General features: G+C 71.6%; 14 protein-coding genes. 4 read left to right on the forward strand and 10 right to left on the reverse strand.

The window, feature by feature from the left end; translation table 11 throughout:
- Positions 1-282 precede the first annotated feature (282 nt).
- On the forward strand, positions 283-1728 hold the full coding sequence (locus AB0I91_RS41605; protein ID WP_498783477.1) for an aldehyde dehydrogenase family protein: 1446 nt from the start codon (positions 283-285) through the stop codon (positions 1726-1728).
- Here the strand turns inward: AB0I91_RS41605 and AB0I91_RS41610 are convergent.
- Positions 1718-2284 carry a TetR/AcrR family transcriptional regulator gene (locus AB0I91_RS41610; RefSeq protein WP_498783475.1) on the reverse strand — a complete coding sequence of 189 codons (567 nt, stop codon included), beginning with the start codon at positions 2282-2284 and terminating at the stop codon, positions 1718-1720. The genes AB0I91_RS41605 and AB0I91_RS41610 overlap by 11 nt on opposite strands.
- A 78-nt stretch (positions 2285-2362) precedes the next feature.
- Here AB0I91_RS41610 and AB0I91_RS41615 point away from each other — a divergent pair, with 78 nt between their 5' ends.
- Both AB0I91_RS41615 and AB0I91_RS41620 read left to right on the forward strand, forming a co-directional pair.
- Positions 2363-3154, forward strand: coding sequence for an SDR family NAD(P)-dependent oxidoreductase (locus tag AB0I91_RS41615; protein ID WP_498783473.1), 792 nt, complete (start codon positions 2363-2365; stop codon positions 3152-3154).
- On the forward strand, positions 3151-4488 hold the full coding sequence (locus AB0I91_RS41620) for a cytochrome P450 (RefSeq protein ID WP_498783471.1): 1338 nt from the start codon (positions 3151-3153) through the stop codon (positions 4486-4488). Before AB0I91_RS41615 ends, AB0I91_RS41620 begins: the two co-directional genes overlap by 4 nt.
- On the opposite strand, the gene AB0I91_RS41625 is transcribed toward AB0I91_RS41620, so the two are convergent.
- From AB0I91_RS41625 to guaB, 5 genes are all read right to left on the reverse strand, one after another.
- A complete protein-coding gene (locus AB0I91_RS41625; protein ID WP_499641793.1) occupies positions 4469-5758 on the reverse strand; it encodes an FAD-dependent monooxygenase in 1290 nt (429 codons plus the stop codon). The two genes, AB0I91_RS41620 and AB0I91_RS41625, sit on opposite strands and share 20 nt — an antisense overlap.
- A gap of 55 nt (positions 5759-5813) precedes the next feature.
- On the reverse strand, positions 5814-6773 hold the full coding sequence (locus AB0I91_RS41630) for an MBL fold metallo-hydrolase (protein WP_498783468.1): 960 nt from the start codon (positions 6771-6773) through the stop codon (positions 5814-5816).
- 19 nt (positions 6774-6792) lie between these two features.
- Positions 6793-8511, reverse strand: coding sequence for an FAD-dependent oxidoreductase (locus tag AB0I91_RS41635; protein WP_499611567.1), 1719 nt, complete (start codon positions 8509-8511; stop codon positions 6793-6795).
- 110 nt (positions 8512-8621) lie between these two features.
- On the reverse strand, positions 8622-9755 hold the full coding sequence (locus AB0I91_RS41640; RefSeq protein WP_230572404.1) for a GuaB3 family IMP dehydrogenase-related protein: 1134 nt from the start codon (positions 9753-9755) through the stop codon (positions 8622-8624).
- Between the two features lie 80 nt (positions 9756-9835).
- On the reverse strand, positions 9836-11347 hold the full coding sequence (gene guaB, locus AB0I91_RS41645) for an IMP dehydrogenase (protein ID WP_498783463.1): 1512 nt from the start codon (positions 11345-11347) through the stop codon (positions 9836-9838).
- A 66-nt stretch (positions 11348-11413) separates the two neighbouring features.
- On the opposite strand from guaB, the gene AB0I91_RS41650 reads away from it, so the two are divergent.
- Positions 11414-11863 (forward strand): DUF5319 domain-containing protein, encoded by a 450-nt coding sequence (locus AB0I91_RS41650; protein WP_123745329.1) that lies wholly within the window; start codon positions 11414-11416, stop codon positions 11861-11863.
- Between the two features lie 63 nt (positions 11864-11926).
- Here AB0I91_RS41650 and AB0I91_RS41655 read toward each other — a convergent pair whose 3' ends face one another.
- The 4 genes from AB0I91_RS41655 to AB0I91_RS41670 form a co-directional block, all read right to left on the reverse strand.
- Positions 11927-12850: an anti-sigma-D factor RsdA gene (locus AB0I91_RS41655; RefSeq protein ID WP_498783461.1), complete on the reverse strand. Its 924-nt coding sequence runs from the start codon at positions 12848-12850 to the stop codon at positions 11927-11929.
- Entirely contained in the window at positions 12851-13423 is a 573-nt protein-coding gene (locus AB0I91_RS41660; RefSeq protein ID WP_158844722.1) for a sigma-70 family RNA polymerase sigma factor, read from the reverse strand.
- A gap of 451 nt (positions 13424-13874) precedes the next feature.
- Entirely contained in the window at positions 13875-14471 is a 597-nt protein-coding gene (locus AB0I91_RS41665; protein WP_015805222.1) for a response regulator transcription factor, read from the reverse strand.
- An 80-nt stretch (positions 14472-14551) separates the two neighbouring features.
- Positions 14552-15490, reverse strand: a complete 939-nt coding sequence (locus AB0I91_RS41670) for a hypothetical protein (RefSeq protein WP_499641795.1) — start codon at positions 15488-15490, stop codon at positions 14552-14554.
- Between the last annotated feature and the right edge of the window lie 142 nt (positions 15491-15632).

The raw sequence follows: 15632 nt of genomic DNA on the forward strand, positions 1-15632 counted from the left end.
GCAGGCCTGGCGGGAAAAGCGTCCGCCAAGCCTGCCCGGCTTCGACCAGCCTATGGCACCCGAACCCATGTCAAATCGGGCCTAGGTGCGGATGTGCGGGTCCGTTGTGGGCGGGTGGGGTCGGGTGGTCTCGGCGCGCCGTCGGGCTGAGCGGTTGGGGGCGGCGGTACCACCGGGGTCCGTCGGGCTCGCCGGAGGCTTCCGGGCCGTCGGGGGTGGCGTCCGGGCGGAGTTCGAAGATCAATAGGTCCAACTGCGCGAGTCGGGCATACGGTGTTCGGCATGGACGCGTTTACGCCGCAGCCACGGCCTTGTTGGATTGCCGGACACGCCGAGCAGGGCGTTTCCGCCCTCACTGTCCATCACCCGTTCGATGGAACAGAGGTGGCCTCGGTCGCGGTGCCGGGGCCGGAGCAGGTGGAGCGGGCCGTTGCCGCCGCGGCGGCGGTGGCGAAGGAGTTCAGGCGGACGCCGGCGCACGTGCGGGCGGCTGCGCTGTTGCAGGTGTCCCGGGCTTTGGAGGAGCGGGCGGAGGAGATCGCGGAGACCATCACGGCGGAGAACGGCAAGCCGTTGAAGTGGGCGAACGTCGAGGTGAAGCGGGCGGTCAACACGTTTCGGTTCGCGGCGGAGGAGGCGAGGCGCTTCACCGGTGACTTGCAGCGGTTGGACACGGATGCCACTGGTGAAGGGCGGTTGGCGGTTGTTCGACGGGTGCCGCGTGGGCCCGTGTTGGCGGTGGCGCCGTTCAACTTCCCGTTGAACCTCGTGGCGCACAAGGTGGCGCCGGCGTTGGCGGTGGGGGCGCCGGTGATCGTGAAGCCGGCTTCGGCGACGCCGTTGTCGGCGTTGTTGTTGGGTGAGTTGTTGGCGGAGACCGGCTTGCCGGAGGGCGCTTTCTCCGTGCTGCCGGTGCGTGGTTCGGACATGAAGGCCTTGGTGACGGACGAGCGGTTGCCCGTCATTTCGTTCACCGGGTCGACGGAGGTCGGGTGGTCGTTGGCGGATTCGGCGCCGCGCAAGCACGTGGTGATGGAGTTGGGGTCGAACTCGGCGGCCATCGTGTGCGCGGATTGGGATGACCTGGAATTCGCGGCCGGGCGGATCGCGACGTTCGGGAACTACCAGGCGGGGCAGTCGTGCATCGCGGTGCAGCGGGTTCTGGTGCACCGGGACGTGGCCGGCGAGTTCGTGCCGAAGTTGGTGGAGGCGGTTCGGGGGTTGAAGACCGGGGATCCGCACGACCCCGAGGTGGAGGTCGGGCCGCTCATCGACGAGGACAACGCCCGGCGGGTCGCGGAGTGGGTCGAGGAGGCCGTGGCGGGTGGCGCGGTGCTGCACGTCGGCGGTGGGCGGTCGGGCACGTCGGTCGAGCCCGCGGTGGTGCAGGACGTGCCCGTGGACGCGAAGTTGTGGCACCAGGAGGTGTTCGGGCCCGTGCTGGCCGTGGCGGTGGTGGACTCGGTGGAGGAGGCGTTCGAGCAGGCCAACGCGACGGAGTACGGGCTCCAGGCCGGTGTGTTCACCAAGGACGTGACGGTGGCGTTCGAGGCGGCGGCGGAGTTGGAGGTCGGCGGGGTGATCATCGGCGACGTGCCGTCCTACCGGGCCGACCAGATGCCGTACGGCGGGGTGAAGGGGTCGGGCACCGGGCGGGAAGGCGTCCGGTCGGCGATGGTGGACTTCACCGAGGAACGCACGATGGTGCTCACCGGCATCACTCTCTGAGCGCGCCCTTGGCGAGCATCAGCAGGCCGTTGACCAGGTCGTCCGTGCCGGAGCCGGTGGCGAGGGCGCGGAGCTTGAGGCCCATCACCATGCCGACGACGGCACTGGCGACCTGGTCGGCGTCCTTCACGCCGATGGACGCCAGGACGGTCTCGGCGAGCTTGTCGTAGGCGGCGAAGCACTCGGCGGCCGCGGCCCGGAGCTCCGGGTCGCGGCCGGCGTGCAGGTAGAGCTCGTACGGGGCGATGCGCTCGCTGTCGGTGCCCGTGGCCTCGGCGACCTGGCCGACGATGTCGACGACCTGGTCGAGGTCGGCGCACTGGGTGTCGTTGCGGGTGGCCAGTTCGCCGAAGCGCCTGGTCTCCTCGGTGACGAAGTGCCGCAGGCTCTCCCGCAGCAGGTCCTGCTGGGTGGCGAAGTGGTAGGTGACGGAGCCGAGCGAGACGCCCGCCTCGTGCGCGATGCGCCGGTTGGTCACGCCGGCGACGCCGTCGTCACCGATGATCCGCAGCACGGCCGCGATGATCCGCTGCCTCGTCTCGGCCGGTCTCGTCATGTCGTTCATTGTCCGCCATGGGACGGATCGGCGGATCCGCGATACTGTTCGTTCGAACGAACAGTATCGGGAGGGCGCATGCGGGTCTCGGGATCGACCGTGTTGTTGACCGGCGCGACGGGTGGGATCGGGCACTCGATCGCCCGTGCGCTGGCCGGTCGTGGCGCGAAGGTGGTCTTGACCGGGCGGAAGGTGGCCGAGCTGGAGCGGCTCGCCGACGAGGTCGGGGGACGCGCGGTGGCGGCCGACCTGACCGAGGAGGGGGCGGTCGAGCGGTTGCTGGCCGAGGCGGGGGCGGTGGACGTGCTCGTCGCCAACGCGGCGCTGCCCGCCGGTGGTGCGCTGGTCGACTTCACGTCCGAGCAGGTGAAGCGGGCGTTGGCGGTGAACCTGGAGGCACCGATCGCGCTGGCGCACGGGTTGGCGCCGTCGATGGTGGCGGCCGGGCGTGGGCACTTGGTGCTCATCGGGTCGTTGGCGGGCAAGGTGGCGTCGGCGTACGCGTCCCTGTACAACGCGACGAAGTTCGGGCTGCGCGGTTTCGCGCTGGGGCTGCGGGAAGACCTGCGCGGCAGCGGGGTCGGCGTGTCGATCGTGCAGCCCGGGTTCGTGCGGGACGCCGGGATGTTCGCCGACACGGGCGCGAAGCCCCCGGCGGGGATGCGGACGGTGTCGCCGCGACAGGTCGCGGACGCGGTGGTGCGGGCGGTCGAGGAGGACCGGGCGGAGGTGAACGTGGCGCCGGTGGAGCTGCGGGCGGCGAGCCTGCTCGGCGGCGCGTTCCCGGCGTTCTCGGCGGGGTTGCAGAGGCGGATCTCGAACGACGAGGTCATGCGGCGGGTCGGCACGGCGAACCGGGGGAAGCGATGACGGCGGCGGTGATCCCCCACCCGAAGTGGCGGGTGCCGTTCCTGGGTGACGTGCTCGGCACGAACCGGCGGACGCCCGTGCAGGACACCATGCGGATGGGGCGCGAGCTCGGCCCCATCTTCACGCGGCGGTTCCTGGACCAGGAGATCGTGTTCGTGGGCGGGGCGGCGCTGGCGGCGGACCTGGCCGACGAGACGCGGTTCGCCAAGCACCTGGCGCTGGGCGTGGAGGCGTTGCGGGACGTCGGCGGGGACGGGCTGTTCACCGCCTACAACGAGGAGCCGAACTGGAAGGCGGCGCACGAGGTGCTGCTGCCCGCGTTCACCCAGAGCGCCATGCGCGCCTACCACCCGACGATGGTGGACGTGACCGCGCAGCTGGTCGCGAAGTGGGACCGGGGTGGTGCCGTCGACGTCTCCGGCGACATGACGAAGCTGACGTTGGAGACGATCGGGCGGGTCGGGTTCGGGTACTCGTTCGAGTCGTTCTCGCGGTCCGAGACCCACCCGTTCGTGAGGGCGATGATCGGGTCGTTGCGGTACGCGCAGCGCAAGAACTTCGTGGTGCCGTTGCTGCGCCGGGTGTTCGGGCGCGAGGCGGAGGAGCGCTACCAGCGCGATCTGGCCTACCTGGCGCGGGTCGTGGACGAGGTGGTGCGGTCGCGGCGCGGGTCGGGCGGGTCCGACCTGCTCGGGCTGATGCTGTCGTCCGGCGAGCTGGACGAGGTGAACATCCGCAACCAGGTGATCACGTTCCTGATCGCCGGGCACGAGACGACGTCCGGCGCGCTGTCGTTCGCGCTGTACTACCTGTCGCGGCACCCCGAGGTGGTGGAGAAGGCCCGCGCGGAGATCGACGCGGTGTGGGGCTCGGCGGAGGTGCCGGAGTTCGAGCAGGTCACGAAGCTGCGGTACGTGCGGCGGGTGTTGGACGAGGCGCTGCGGCTGTGGCCGACGGCGCCGGGGTTCGCGCGGGAGGCCCGTGCGGACACCGTGCTCGGCGGGCGGTACCCGATGCGGGCGGGCCAGTGGGCGCTCGTGCTGCTGCCGCTGGTGCACCGCGACCCGTCGGTGTGGGCGTCGCCGGAGGCGTTCGACCCGGACCGGTTCGCGCCGGCGGAGGTGAAGGCGCGGCCCGCGCACGCCTACAAGCCGTTCGGGACGGGCGAACGGGCGTGCATCGGGCGGCAGTTCGCGGTGCACGAGGCGACGTTGGCGCTGGCCACGGTGTTGCGGCGGTACGAGCTGGTCACGTCCGCCGACTACGAGCTGCGGGTGGCGGAGATGCTGACGTTGAAGCCGGACGGGTTCACCGTCACGCCTCGGCGGAGGTGAAGCCCTTGGCCCGGCGCAGCGCCCGGTCGAGGTCGGTCCCGGTGGCGGCGGTGTGGCCGTCGGGGCGGATCAGGGCGTCGCCCTCGACGGTGAAGCCGGGGCCGTAGCGGTGGCTGTCCGGGCGGAGCGCGCCGTCGCCGTTGGTGGTGAGGGGCGAGTCGCGGTAGGCGAAGGGCTCGAAGAGCTTGCCGGAGTCGATCTGGTCGGTGAGGGCGTGCTCCAGGACGTGGCGGCGGTGGGCGCGTTCGGCCGGGGTGCGCGGCACGAGGAAGCGCATGGTCGCGCCGGTGACGCGGAGGTTCTCGTCGGCGGCCGCGGCACGTTCCCGGTCGTAGGACTCCAGCAGGTGCGGGCCCGCCTCGCCGGCGCGGTCGAGGGCGATCTTCCAGGCGGCGTTGTCGGCGTCGCAGATCCCGGAGTTGAGGCCGCGCGCGCCGAACGGGCTCATCACGTGCGCGGCGTCGCCCGCGAGGAGGATCCGGCCGACGCGGAGGCGGGCGGCCCGGCGCTGGTGGAAGCGGTAGGTGGACTGCCAGAGGACCTCGTACGGGCGGTCGCCGGTGATCGCCCGGACGTGGTCGGGCGTGAGCTCGAAGCCCTCGGGGACCTGCCAGTCGATGCGGTGGACGCCGTCGGGTTGGGGGTGGACGAGCACCTGGCGGCCGGGGTGCCACGGCGGGTCGAAGTAGAAGCGGCGCTCCGGCTCGGGGTGGCCCAGGTCGACCCGGATGTCGGCGATGACGAACCGGTCGTCGAACGAGTGGCCCTCGAACGGGATGCCGAGCAGGTCGCGGACGGTGGAGTGGGCGCCGTCGGCGGCCACGCAGTGCGTGCCCTCGAAGGTGCGGTCGCCGGTGTGGACGGTGACCGTGCCGGTCTGCCGGACGTGCACGGCTCGCTGCCCGTACTGGAGGTCGATGAGGGGTTCTGCCAGGGCTTTCGCGTGCAGGATGTGCTCGACGGTGGTTTGCGGGGTGTTGACGAACGGCGGGAAGCCTGCGTCGCGCGGCAGTTCGACGGTGAGCACCTCGCGGTCGCGGAAGTAGGTCCGGCCGCGGTACCAGGTGACGCCGGCGTCCACGACGGCCTGGCCCACGCCGACGCGTTCGAGGATGTTCAGCACGTCCCGGTGCACGCAGATGGAGCGGCTGCCGACGGCCTCGCGGCGCGCGGAGGCCTCCAGGACGGTCGTCGGCACGCCGGCTCGGGCCAGCAGCAGCGCGGCGGTCAACCCCACCGGGCCCGCGCCGACCACCAGCACAGGCAGCACCGGCGTCACCTCAGCACCGGCGGCAGATGCCACGGGTGTCACCGCGGGTCCGGGTTCATCGCAGCGCCTCCCACACCTCGCGGTCCCGTTCGGCGGTCCAGATCCGGGGCCAGTCGACGCCGTCGCGCTCGTCCCAGTACCGCTGCACGTTGAACGGCATGCAGTGCTCGAAGATCGGCCACCGGCCGTAGCGCGGCGCCAGGGCGGCGTGCGCGGCCTCGAACGCGTCCTTCACCGTGCCGCCGCTGAGGTGCACGGTCCCGACCGTGCGGCGGAGCTCGTCCAGGAAGTGCCTCGACTGGGCGATGGCCGCGTCGACCTCGGTCCGGTCGCGGGCGGGCGCGCCGCGACCGCCGACGAGTTGCTCGGCGCCCAGCGCGGCGACCCGGTCCAACGTCGACGTGGCCCACTCGTCGTGGAACGCGTCGCCGGTGTAGAGCGCGGCCTGCGACTCGACCAGGTCGCCGGCGAACAGGATGCGCTGGTGCGGCAGCCAGGCCACGACGTCGCCCGCGGTGTGGCCGCGTCCGCAGAAGCGCAGCTCCACCTCGCCCCGGTCGCCGCCGAGCGGGATGGTGAGGCGGTCGGAGAACGTGACGGTGGGCCAGGTGAGGCCGGGGATGGTCTCGGGTTCCTCGAACAGCCGCGGCATCCGTCCGTACTCGCTGAGCCAGTCCTCGCGGCCGCGTTCGGCGATCAACGCCCTGGTGCTCTCGTGCGCGATGATCTCGGCGGCGTCGAACGCGCTCGCGCCGAGCGTGCGGACCGCGTGGTAGTGGGTCAGGACGAGGTGGCGGACGGGTTTGTCGGTGCGCTCGCGGAGCCGGTCGAGCCAGCGCCGGGCGGCCGTCGGCGTGGCCCTGGCCTCGACGCAGACCAGGAAGTCCTCGCCCTCGATCGCGCCGACGTTCGGGTCGCCCTCGGCGGTGAGGGCGTAGACGCCGTCGGCGAGCTCGACGAACCGCTCGTCCTTGGGGGTGAGGTCGGCGCTGGACGCGAACGGCTTCGTTGCCACACAACCCACCATAGGGCGATCAGGTCGACTTGACCTCCACGATCGGCAGCCGCAGCGCACCGGGCGCCCCGGCCGGGACGGCGGGGTTCTTCGGCGCCACCGGGGCGATCCGCCGGTAGCCGGCGGACTGGTCGGGGCGCTGGTCCGGCTCGCCCTTGTTCGGCCACACCGAGAACGCCCGCTCGGCCTGCGCGGTGATGGTCAACGACGGGTTCACGCCCAGGTTCGCCGAGATCGCCGAGCCGTCCACGACCGACAGGCCCGGGTAGCCGTAGACCCGGTGGTAGGGGTCGATGACGCCGCCTGCCGGGTCCGAGCCGATCGGGCAGCCGCCGATGAAGTGCGCGGTCAGGGGGATGTTGAACAGCTCGCCCCACGTGCCGCCCGCGATGCCGTCGATGTGCTCGGCCGCCCTCAGGTTGGCCTCGTGGCCCGCCTTGATGAAGGTCGGGTTCGGCTGCCCGTGCCCCTGCTTCGAGGTGAGCTTGCGGCCGAACAGGCCCTTCTTGGTGAACGTGGTGATGGAGTTGTCGAGGCTCTGCATCACCAGCAGGATCACCGTGCGCTCGCTCCACCGGTGCACCGACATGAGCCGGGCCAGCCGCAGCGGGTGGCGCACCGCCTGGGACAGGAACTGCAGGATGCGCGGGGTGGACTTCGCGCCGTCCGTGGCCAGCGTCTGGAGCAGGCCCATGGCGTTGCTGCCCTTGCCGTAGCGCACCGGCTCGATGTGGGTCTGCTCGTCCGGGTGGATGGAGGACGTGATCGCCACGCCCTGGCTGAAGTTGCGCTTTTCGTCCACCGTGTAGCGGGCCGCGCCGATGATCGACTCGGAGTTCGTCCTGGTCAGCTCGCCGAGCTTGGCCGAGAGCTTCGGCAGCGTCCCCTCGGCCTTCATCCGGTGCAGCAGCTGCTGGGTGCCCCACGTGCCGGCGGCCAGCACGACCTGGCCCGCGGTGATCGTCCGCCTGCCCTTGCGCAGCTTGCCGCCCGTGCGCCGGGTGCCGATCGCCCACGTGCCGTCGGGCGCCTGGCGCAGGTCGGTGACGGTGGTCAGCGGCAGCACCCGCGCGCCGTTGCGCTCGGCCAAGTAGAGGTAGTTCTTGACCAGGGTGTTCTTCGCGCCGACCCGGCAGCCGGACATGCACGCGCCGCACTGCGTGCAGCCGGTCCGGCTCGGGCCCGCGCCGCCGAAGTACGGGTCCTCGGCCGGCTTGCCGGGTTCGCCGAAGAACACGCCGACCGGCGTCGGGTGGTAGGTGTCGGCCACGCCAAGGTCCTCGGCGACCCGCCGCATCACCACGTCCGACGGCGTGGTGGTCGGGTTCTCCACCACGCCCAGCATCCGGCTCGCCTGGTCGTAGAACGGGGCGAGCTCGGCCTCCCAGTCGGTGATGTGCGCCCACTGCCGGTCCGCGTAGAACGGCTTGAGCGGCCGGTACAGGGTGTTGGCGTACACCAGCGACCCGCCGCCGACGCCCGAGCCGGCCAGGATCATCACGCTGCGCAGGGCGTGGATGCGCTGGATGCCGTAGCAGCCCAGCGCGGGCGCCCACAGGTATCGCCGCAGGTCCCACGACGTCTCGGCGAACTCGTCGTCGGCGAACCGGCGGCCGGCCTCGATGACGGCCACCCGGTAGCCCTTCTCGGTGAGCCGGAGCGCGGCGACGCTGCCACCGAAGCCCGACCCCACCACCACGACGTCGTAGTCGGTGTTGTTACCGGCGAGTTCACCCATGGCTGGGAGATTAGGCGTAACTCGCGGTAACAGGCTAGTGCTCGATCGATCCAGGCACCTCAGGGCGTGAAAAAGCCCCCGCCTGGAGCAGGGGCTTCTTCGAGCTTCTCCTAGCCGCGGATGGTCAGGCCGACCTTCTGGAACTCCTTGAGGTCCGAGTAGCCGGTCTTCGCCATCGCCCGCCGCAGCGAGCCGAACAGGTTCGTCACGCCACGCGGGTCCACCGACGGGCCGAACAGCAGCGTGCGCAGGTCGACGACCTGGTCCACGCCGGTCGACACGTGGCTGCGCGGCACCGAGGGGTGCGCCGACGCGGCCGTCCAGTACAGGCCCTGGCCCGGCGCCTCGGACGCCGCCGCCAGCGGCTCGCCCAGCATCACCGCGTCCGCGCCGCACGCGATCGACTTCGCGATGTCGCCGCTGGTCAGCACGCCACCGTCGGCGATCACGTGCACGTACCGGCCACCGGTCTCGTCCAGGTAGTCCCGGCGGGCCGCGGCGGCGTCGGAGATGGCCGTCGCCATCGGCACGCCGATGCCGAGCACCGAGTCCGTCGTGGTCACGCCCGGCGTGTAGCCGTAGCCGACGATCACGCCAGCCGCGCCCGTGCGCATCAGGTGCATCGCGGTCCGGTAGTCGCCGACGCCGCCCGCGATCACCGGGATGTCGAGGTCCGCGATGAACGACTTCAGGTTCAGCGGCTCACCGTCGCGCGAGACGTGCTCGGCCGAGATGATCGTGCCCTGCACGACCAGGATCTCGACGCCCGCCGCCAGCAAATCCGGCGTGAGCTCGGCCGCGCGCTGCGGGCTGACCCGCACCGCCACCGTGACGCCCGACTCCCGCACCTGCTTGATCGCCTCGGCGATCAGGTCCATCCGCACGGGCTCGGCGTGCAGCTCTTGGAGCACCCGCACCGGAGCGGCCGGGTCGTCGGTGTCCTCCACCGCCTGCACCAGCCGGAACAGGGCCTCCTCCACGTCACCGTGGCGGGCCCACAGGCCCTCCGCGTTGAGGACGCCCATGCCGCCCAGCTCGCCGATCGCGACCGCCGTGCCCGGCGACACGATCGCGTCGGTCGGGTGGGTGATCAGCGGGATCTCGAACCGGTAGGCGTCGATCTGCCACGCCGTCGAGACGTCCTTCGAGGATCGGGTCCTGCGGGACGGGATGATCTCGAGGTCGTCCAGCTCGTAGGCCCGCCTCGCGGTCCGGCCCATGCCGATCTCGACCAGATCGCGCACCTTTGTCGTCCTTCCGTGGAGCTGATGGTCCCCGGGGGAAGCCGGCGGAACCTGCGAACACTAGCCCAAGGCGATCCGATTCAGCGGGTCGTGTAGTTCGGCGCCTCGACGGTCATGGTGATGTCGTGCGGGTGGCTCTCCTTCAACCCGGCCGCCGTGATCCGCACCAGCTGCTTGCGCTGCAGGTCGGCGACGGTCTTCGAGCCGGTGTAGCCCATGGCCGCGCGCAGGCCGCCCACCAGCTGGTGCACCACCGTGGACAGCGGGCCGCGGAACGGCGTGCGACCCTCGATGCCCTCGGGCACCAGCTTGTCCTCGGACAGCACGTCGTCCTGGAAGTAGCGGTCCTTGGAGTACGACTTGGCCTCGCCGCGGCCCTGGAGCGCGGCCAGCGAGCCCATCCCCCGGTAGGTCTTGAACTGCTTGCCGTTGACCAGCACCAGCTCGCCCGGCGACTCGGCCGTGCCCGCGAGCAGGCTGCCGAGCATGACCGCGCTCGCGCCCGCCGCGATCGCCTTGGCGATGTCGCCGGAGTACTGGATGCCGCCGTCGCCGATCACCGGCACGCCCGCCGGCCCGCACGCCAGGCTCGCCTCGTAGATGGCGGTGATCTGCGGCACACCGACGCCCGCGACCACGCGCGTGGTGCAGATCGAGCCGGGGCCGACGCCGACCTTCACGCCGTCCGCGCCCGCGTCCACCAGCGCTTGGGCACCGGCGCGGGTGGCGACGTTGCCGCCGACCACGTCGACCTCGTCACCCAGCTCCTTCTTCACCTTGGCGACCATCTCCAGCACGTTGCGCTGGTGGCCGTGCGCGGTGTCGACCATGATCACGTCGACGCCCGCGTCGGCCAGCGCCATCGCCCGCGCGAAGCTGTCGTCGCCGACGCCGATCGCGGCGGCGCACAGCAGCCGGCCGTCCGGGTCCTTCGAGGCGTTGGGGTACTGCTCGGTCTTGACGAAGTCCTTGACCGTGATCAGGCCGCGCAGCTTGCCGTCGCCGTCCACGATCGGCAGCTTCTCGATCTTGTGCCGGCGCAGCAGGCCGAGCGCGGCCTCCGCCGACACGCCCACCTGGGCGGTGACCAGCGGGCCCTTCGTCATCACCTCGCTGACCTTGCGCGAGTGGTCGACCTCGAAGCGCATGTCGCGGTTGGTGATGATGCCGACGAGCTTGCCGTTCTCGTCGGTCACCGGCACGCCGGAGATCCGGTAGCGCGCGCACAGCTCGTCGACGTGGCGGATCGTGTCGTCCGGGGTGCACGTCACCGGGTCGCTGACCATGCCGGCCTCGGACCGCTTCACGGTCTCCACCTGGCGCGCCTGCTCCTCCATGGAGAGGTTGCGGTGCAGCACGCCGATGCCGCCCTGGCGGGCCATCGAGATGGCCATCCGGCCCTCGGTCACGGTGTCCATCGCCGCCGAGGCCAGCGGCACGCGCAACGTGATGTTGCGCGAGAGCTTGGTGCTGGTGTCCACGCCGCTCGGCACGATTTCCGACTCGGCGGGCAGCAGCAGTACGTCGTCGAAGGTCAGTCCCAGCATGGCGAACTTGGGCGGGACTCCGTCAGCGTTGAGCTCGCTGGTCATGGCGGCTGGCTTGCCTTCCGTCGTGCGGCGATCCCGCCGCCGCGGATCGGGTGCCACGCAGCGGCGATGGGTTCAGGTCATGGTATCTGGACGTGGCCGGGGGTCCGCCCGGTACCGTGCGGGGTCGTGCCGCACGACGCGTTGCCACCAGACCCGTTCGCGGGCGACCCGGAGGACCCGGCCCGGGCCCTCGGCGAGCCCGACCACGACCACGACCACCCGCCGATGGACGACGCCGAGCGGGCCGAGCTGGTCGGCGACCTCAGCGACCTCGCGGTGTACCAGGCGCTGCTCGAACCCCGTGGTGTCAGGGGAATCGTGGTCGACTGCGGCGAGTGCCAGGAGCCGCACTACCACGACTGGGCGCTGCTGCGGTCGAGCCTGGAGCAGCTGCTGGCCGACGGCCGGATGCGCCCGCACGAGCCCGCGTACGACCCCGACCCGGCGGCCTACGTCAGCTGGGAGTACTGCCGCGGTTACGCGGACGGGGTCACCGCGACCGAGAGCGCCCGCTGACGATGTGACGAAGCCCGCCCCTCATCCTGGGGCGGGCTTCGTCACACGCGCGTGCTCAGGGGGTCAGTTCCCGGCCGTGGTCTCGCTGTCCGTGCCGCCGGGCGTCTGCGTCTCGCCCCTGGTCTGGCCGTTGGTCGGCTCGCCCGAGGTGGGCGGCGGCGGCTGGGCCGTGCCGTCCGTGGTCGGGACCGTCGCCGTGGTCGTCGTGGGCGCGGTCGTCGTGATCGAATCCGGCGTCGTCGTCAGCGTCGGTGACGGCAGGCTGGGCTGGGTCGTGGGCAGCACCGGCGTCGTGGACGGTCCGACGGTGGTCGGCGTGTTCGGCGACGGCGTGGTGCTGGTCAGCTCCTCCAGCAGCGACTCGTGCTTCTGCGCGAGGTCGTCCTTGCCGTCGTCCGGCGAGACCGACGGCAGGCTCTCGCCCGCCTTGAGCAGCGCGTCGCGGGCCTCGCTGTACCGGCCGTCGCGCAGGGCCGCGCGAGCGGTGTCGAGGTCGGTGCGCACGGCGACGGCGGCTTCCACCGACCGCGCGTGCTCGGAGTACAGGACCCGGGTCAGCCCCCAGAGCGCGTCGCCCGGCTCGGCGTCCCGCGCGACCAGGCTCATCCCGGTGAACGCGATCGCCAGCACGGCGGCGGCCGCGGCGAGGGGGATTAGGAGGCGCTGCCTGGCCCTCGGCTGGGTGCGGGCGGCGGCGATCGTGGCCACCGCCGTGTCGGTGTCGACCAGCTCACCCATGGGTGGGCGGTCGACCTCGCGCCGCCAGGCGAGCAGCAGCGCGTTCAGTTCGTCGTCGACGAGCGAGTCCGGCTGGTCGCCGTCGCGCCCGCCCAGCACGTCGAGCAGCGCGTCATCAGCCCGGATGCCCGCGAGGTCGTCCCCCGGCTCGGCCGCGGTGTCCTCGGTCAGGGTGTCATCAGACTGCGGCGGTCTCTCATCTCGTCCGCGCACGACTTCTCCGTTGCCCTTCTCGTGCTGGTCAGCCACTCAGACCACCTCCTCCGCTGCCAACGTCTTGCGAAGGCGGGCCAGGGCGCGGTGTTGCGCCACCCGAACCGCGCCCGGCGTCGAGCCGACCGCGTCGGCGGTCTCTTCGGCCGACAGGCCGACGACCACGCGAAGCAGCAGGATCTCCCGCTGCTTCTCCGGAAGGACCTTGAGGAGCAGGGCCATCCGCTCCGACAGCTCGCCCTGCATGGCGCGCTGCTCGGGACCGGCCTCCGTCTCGGGGGCGTCGGGCACCTCCGGGACCGGTTCCGACCGGTTCCGGGCTGCGGAGCGATGCGCGTCGGCCACCTTGTGCGCGGCGATCCCGTAGACGAACGCCAAGAACGGCCGACCCTGGTCGCGATAGCTGGGCAGGGCCGTCAGCACCGCGAGACACACCTCCTGGGCCACGTCGTCCGCCGAAGCGAAAGACCTCTCCTGCCTTCCGACTCTGGCGCGGCAGTACCGCACCACGAGGGGTCGGATGGATGCCAGGAGCCGCTCGATCGCGTGGCGGTCGCCATCGACGGCTGCGCCCACTTCGGCGTCCAGTCCGTCCCCCAAGTTGGTCATCGCAGACAACTGCCCTGGTGTTACGCGTAGGCGTACCGACAAAGAACAGCACGGGACGATCGACGTCGCCCGTACTGGTGATGCTCACCGTACCGGTCGTCCGGCCGAATGTTCCGCAATGGGGTCCAGATGGGGTCTTTCGACCTCACCTGACCAGCCGACACGCCGGAGGCGCGCGACGGGCCTGGGACGCCCGGAACCGGCGGTGCGGGACAGCTCGGTGATCCGCGGCGGCCCGTGGGGCCGGCGACCTCACAGCGTCCTTGTTGGAGGCACGGCGGCCTCACAGCGTCCCTGTTGGGTGCACGGCGGCCTCACAGCGCGCTGTGGACGCACGGCGGCCCGGCGACGCCTGATGACGTCGCCGGGCCGTGGCTGGAGGAAGTAGTGCCGGTGCGACTCGCCGGACGAGTCCGACGAGGCCGCGCCCCGAGCCCTTGAGTCCCGTGCGCTAGGACACGAGGCCGCGCCGGAAGCCGTGCGCGACGGCCTGGGCGCGGTCGCGCACGCCGAGCTTGCGGAACAAGCGCCGGGCGTGCGTCTTCACCGTGTCCTCGGACAGGTAGAGCTCACGCCCGATCTGCCCGTTGCTCTTGCCCTGGCTCATCCCGCGCAGCACCTGGAGCTCGCGCTCGGTTAGCTGGACGCCCGGATCCGACGGCTGGCGCGGCGCGGGCACGCTCGTGCTCGCGAGCGTGTGCGCCAGCGCGGCGACCAGCTCGGGGCGCGAGGCGTCCCAGCGCAGGTAGCCGCGGGCTCCGCCGGCGATCGCGGCGGCGATGCTGCCCGCGTCGTCCGGTGCGCCGAAGACGATGACGTTTGCCTGCGGGTTGGCCGAGACGAGTCGTCGGGTCGCTTCGACCCCGGTCGGGACGGCGCGCTGGGTGCCAACCAGTACGACGTCGACCGGCTGCCGAGAGAACCGAGCCAACAACTCGTCACCGTGCGCTACGCAGTCGATGCGGCTAACCCCTGGGACAGCCGACATCACGCGGGTGAGACCCTCCCGCACACTGCGCCGGTCGTCGCAAATAAGGACCGTGGTCACGGGGACTCCTTCCTGCAGCCGAGTGACGTTCCACATCCCCTATCGGACGCTAGAGGCCGAACCTTGACACGATCCGGTGCTTAATCCGTCAAGAAGTTCGTCTCAGCGTCTGCGTTCGGGGGTTCCCCGGAACGGAGCAGCGATGTCGGGATCCACGGCGAGAGGTCCGCGAGCCGTCGACCCGACGGGTCGGCTCTGCGCAACACGCAGCTCAGAGCGTTTTCGGCGCGTTCCTTCACGTTTTCCGCGCCCGCAAAAGTGCGGTCTGCCAGGGCGTTTGCCAGGACAAGCGCCGTCGGCCAGATCAACGAGAAAAGCCCTCGACGGTCAGTGTGATTTAGGTCACACAGTAGCACTTCCACCCCGCGATCGACGCTTTCGGGTGTCCCCCACACCACCAATGCCGCACCGAGGACGAGGTCGGACTTGAGGATGTGTCGCGTTGCGCCGGCCTCCCGGGCGGTCGCGGCGGCCACCTCGGCCGGGTGGACCGCCTGCTCGGCGTGACCGCCGGCCAAGGCGATCTCGGCGGCCAGCCACTGGTGGCGCACCCGGCTGCGCCACCCGCGTGGCTCGACCCTGGCGTGCAGCCGCCGTGCTTCTTCGAGCCGGCCGGTGCCGACCGCGTCGGCGGCGAGCCCGAGGAGCGCGTCCGCCCGCGCACCGGCCGGGTCCACGTCGTCGGGGTCCACGTCGTCATGGTCTCGGTCATCAGGGTCCCGGTCGTCGCGGTCCCGGTCGTCGCCTTCGGGCACCATGGCCAGCGCCCGCCCGTCGAGCACGCGTGCCGCCGCGTGGCCACCCAACTGCCGCCGGTGCGACGCGAGAGTGGACGCCGCCAACGACCCGAACAACCCACCGCGCCCGATCAGCTCACCGAGCACCGACGCCGCCGCCGCGTAGTGCCCCTGACCACCGAGCACGACCGCCGTCAACCAGCGCTCTTCCGGCCCGCCCCGCAACGCCGCCCACACGTCGGCCTCGGGCCGATCCCCGAACGCCGCCTCCCGCACCCCCACCGCTCCACCCACCTCACTCGCGTGCCCAACGTCCGGAACGACCGTGCCCTACGTCCAGAACACCCGAGTTGAACGCTCAGGACCAGCGGGGGGCGCCCCGTGACGGCAGTTGTCCACAGGCAGCGCGCGGACGCGTCGGATT

It is taken from the genome of Actinosynnema sp. NPDC049800 (genome assembly GCF_040656635.1).
In the GTDB taxonomy this organism is placed as follows: domain Bacteria; phylum Actinomycetota; class Actinomycetes; order Mycobacteriales; family Pseudonocardiaceae; genus Actinosynnema.